Source organism: Clostridium sp. (genome assembly GCF_051656525.1).
Taxonomy (GTDB): Bacteria; Bacillota; Clostridia; order Clostridiales; family Clostridiaceae; genus Clostridium.
In genome coordinates this window covers 1-2,389 of the sequence record NZ_JBOGCC010000399.1, presented here as the reverse complement: position 1 = coordinate 2,389, position 2,389 = coordinate 1, and the positions used below count along the sequence as shown (strand labels likewise).

7 protein-coding genes are annotated in these 2,389 nt (G+C 28.0%); all 7 read left to right on the top strand.

The features are described from left to right. Positions 1 to 78: 78 nt before the first annotated feature. A complete protein-coding gene (locus ACRDDY_RS19440) occupies positions 79 to 429 on the top strand; it encodes a hypothetical protein (protein WP_438566559.1) in 351 nt (116 codons plus the stop codon). Positions 430 to 441: 12 nt separating this feature from the next. Next, positions 442 to 768 (top strand): hypothetical protein, encoded by a 327-nt coding sequence (locus ACRDDY_RS19435; RefSeq protein ID WP_438566558.1) that lies wholly within the window; start codon positions 442 to 444, stop codon positions 766 to 768. A gap of 32 nt (positions 769 to 800) precedes the next feature. Beyond that, the gene (locus tag ACRDDY_RS19430; RefSeq protein ID WP_438566557.1) at positions 801 to 1,277 is read left to right on the top strand and encodes a hypothetical protein; all 477 of its coding nucleotides are present in this window, start codon (positions 801 to 803) and stop codon (positions 1,275 to 1,277) included. A gap of 72 nt (positions 1,278 to 1,349) precedes the next feature. Then, positions 1,350 to 1,493, top strand: coding sequence for a hypothetical protein (locus tag ACRDDY_RS19425; protein WP_438566556.1), 144 nt, complete (start codon positions 1,350 to 1,352; stop codon positions 1,491 to 1,493). Between the two features lie 49 nt (positions 1,494 to 1,542). Further along, positions 1,543 to 1,734, top strand: a complete 192-nt coding sequence (locus ACRDDY_RS19420; protein ID WP_438566555.1) for a hypothetical protein — start codon at positions 1,543 to 1,545, stop codon at positions 1,732 to 1,734. 1 nt (position 1,735) lies between these two features. Continuing rightward, a complete protein-coding gene (locus ACRDDY_RS19415) occupies positions 1,736 to 1,927 on the top strand; it encodes a hypothetical protein (protein ID WP_438566554.1) in 192 nt (63 codons plus the stop codon). Between the two features lie 252 nt (positions 1,928 to 2,179). Next, positions 2,180 to 2,389: hypothetical protein (locus ACRDDY_RS19410; protein ID WP_438566553.1), on the top strand; the 210-nt coding region annotated here is incomplete at its 3' end.

Here is a 2,389-nt window from a genome sequence, read left to right as displayed (position 1 = left end):
AAATAAGTGTTTAAGAATACAAATGGATCTATAATCCATTGTAAATAAAAATAAGGACATAAGGGAGTTGGTTATAAGATGAAAGGAAGAGTTTTGAGTTATTTATGTAGTCTAGTGTCTGTGCCGTGTTTACTTTATTATGTGGGTAAATATTGGCACAAAGGAGAATTGAATTTTACTCGTAATGATTTTGGAATATACACTTTAATAACTGGAGTTTTACTAGTTGCTATTTTTAGGCTTTTTGTGGTTGAAAGTAGACTGAAAAAGATGGAAACACTTTTGGAAGAAATCAAAATAGGAGTCAATCAAGTTAAAGATACTATCAACGAAGTACAAGACACAACTGACTTTTATCATGACCAAAATGTAAAGTTACACAAAAACACAAGGAGTTTTATTAGTGCAGTAAAAGATTTTGAGGATTAAAAGGAGGGTACAATGAGGGATAAAGTAAAAGAAATGTGGTACTTGAGAAACACCCTTGAGAACCTAGATGTATTAGAAGAAGTAAAAAACTATATGATTGTGGCAGGATTTAAGAATTATCATACAATGATATTTAATGGGGAGTTAAGTTTAGTTTTAGATAAAGGAATAAGCTCATATTGTTTTGTGCCAGATGTAGATAGTATGAGCTTATTGATATACAAAAGAGATAACCTTAATCTCAAGAAGAAAGACAAATGGTGGCTGAAGAAAGAGATTATAGGTGATGACTGCTGGTGGGTATCCATCAAGTGGGTAAGTAACGGAAAAGATGTATAAAAAATTAAAGTGAATGAAAGGGTTGAACATAGATGGAAATATTAATGAACATATTGATTGATTTTATACTATTTGGAATTATTGAGGCTTATATCTTTTGTAAGTTTTTTGAAGTAGTTAGTGGATGCAGAAAGTTTAAATGGTGGGAGATATTGTTGTTTGGATTAATAGAACAAATAATTGTAAATAGTTTTCCTCCAATAATATTTCAACTAATTTGTATTGGTTTTATGACAATATTTATATCTTATATAAACAAATTTAGTTTAAAGGAAGCAATTAAAATTTCAATTATTTCAACATTCTTTACACTTATTTTAGAAACAACATATTGTATGTCTCTTGAATTAATAGGTAAAGATATTTTCTACATGAATGAATTAACAATGTTTATATATGGAATACCAGCAAAGATTATAGAATTTATTTTAATAATAAAGTGTGGTGATAAAATGAGAAAATGGTTCTGGATTGGAAAAGCAGAAAAACCTGCAAAACCAGTAAAGTAGGAAACAAATGAAAGGGTGATAACTTCATCCTTTCCTAAATATACTATGAATAAGAATAAAAGGAGATATGATATGAAAAAAGAAATGGTAACAATAACAAAACAAGAGTATGAAGGTTTAAAATATGATAGTGAGTTTTTAAATTGTTTAGAAGCTTGTGGGGTTGACAATTGGCAAGGTTACTATGATGCAAAAGAAATGTTAGAAGAAGAGTAGGAAATAGGGGATTAATTTCCCCTTTACATATTATAGAGGAGGGATTAGGATGAAAGAGATTAACATTTATGATATGTACCAAGCTGACTTCTATATTAGCAAAGGCGTTAAACCCATAGGTGCTGGAGTTAATAGTAGAAAAAAAGCTTATGTGACATTTGTAATGAGTGAAACAAACGAAGTTTATGGGGAATGGTTATCTATACCATTAAATTTCATTCCATATAAGAAAGGTGAATAATATGATTAATATATATGATAGAAACCAAGCAAACTTTTATATTAAAAAAGGATGTGCAGTAAAAGAATTTGGATTTAATGAAAAAAGGAATCAGATGTATGTATCATTTGATTTAGAAGATACTAGAAAATATTATGGAGAATGGTTGACAAAATGTAAAGAATTTCATTTAAAAAAAAATGTACACGATTAGGTACAATTTTTATCGTTTTTTTATTATTAAATACAAGGGTTTTTTAATTTAAAGACTCTATGCGAAAAATAATGTAAAAATTTTGTACATGATTGTGTACATTTTATATCAACAAACAAAAATATGAATTACAGAAAAGTGTACAAAAAACTACCCATAGATTATATAACTAGAGAGCTATAAAACTAGAAACTATAGTTATTGGCTAAAGCCAATTTGATTAATTTTTAAATATAGAAAGGATTGATTTTTATGAACAAAGTATTTTTATTTAAGAGTTTGGCAAAAGATTTGGGAGGAGATAATTTGACAGAGTATGGATATGGGGTATATGTAGCATTAAGAGCATTGTATAACATAAACTATACAAAGACACTTGTAAGCTTAGATCAAATATGGTATACACTAACTGGAAAAGTTGAGAAAATACCACGAAGACAAAAAGATAACTTAATAAAAGGA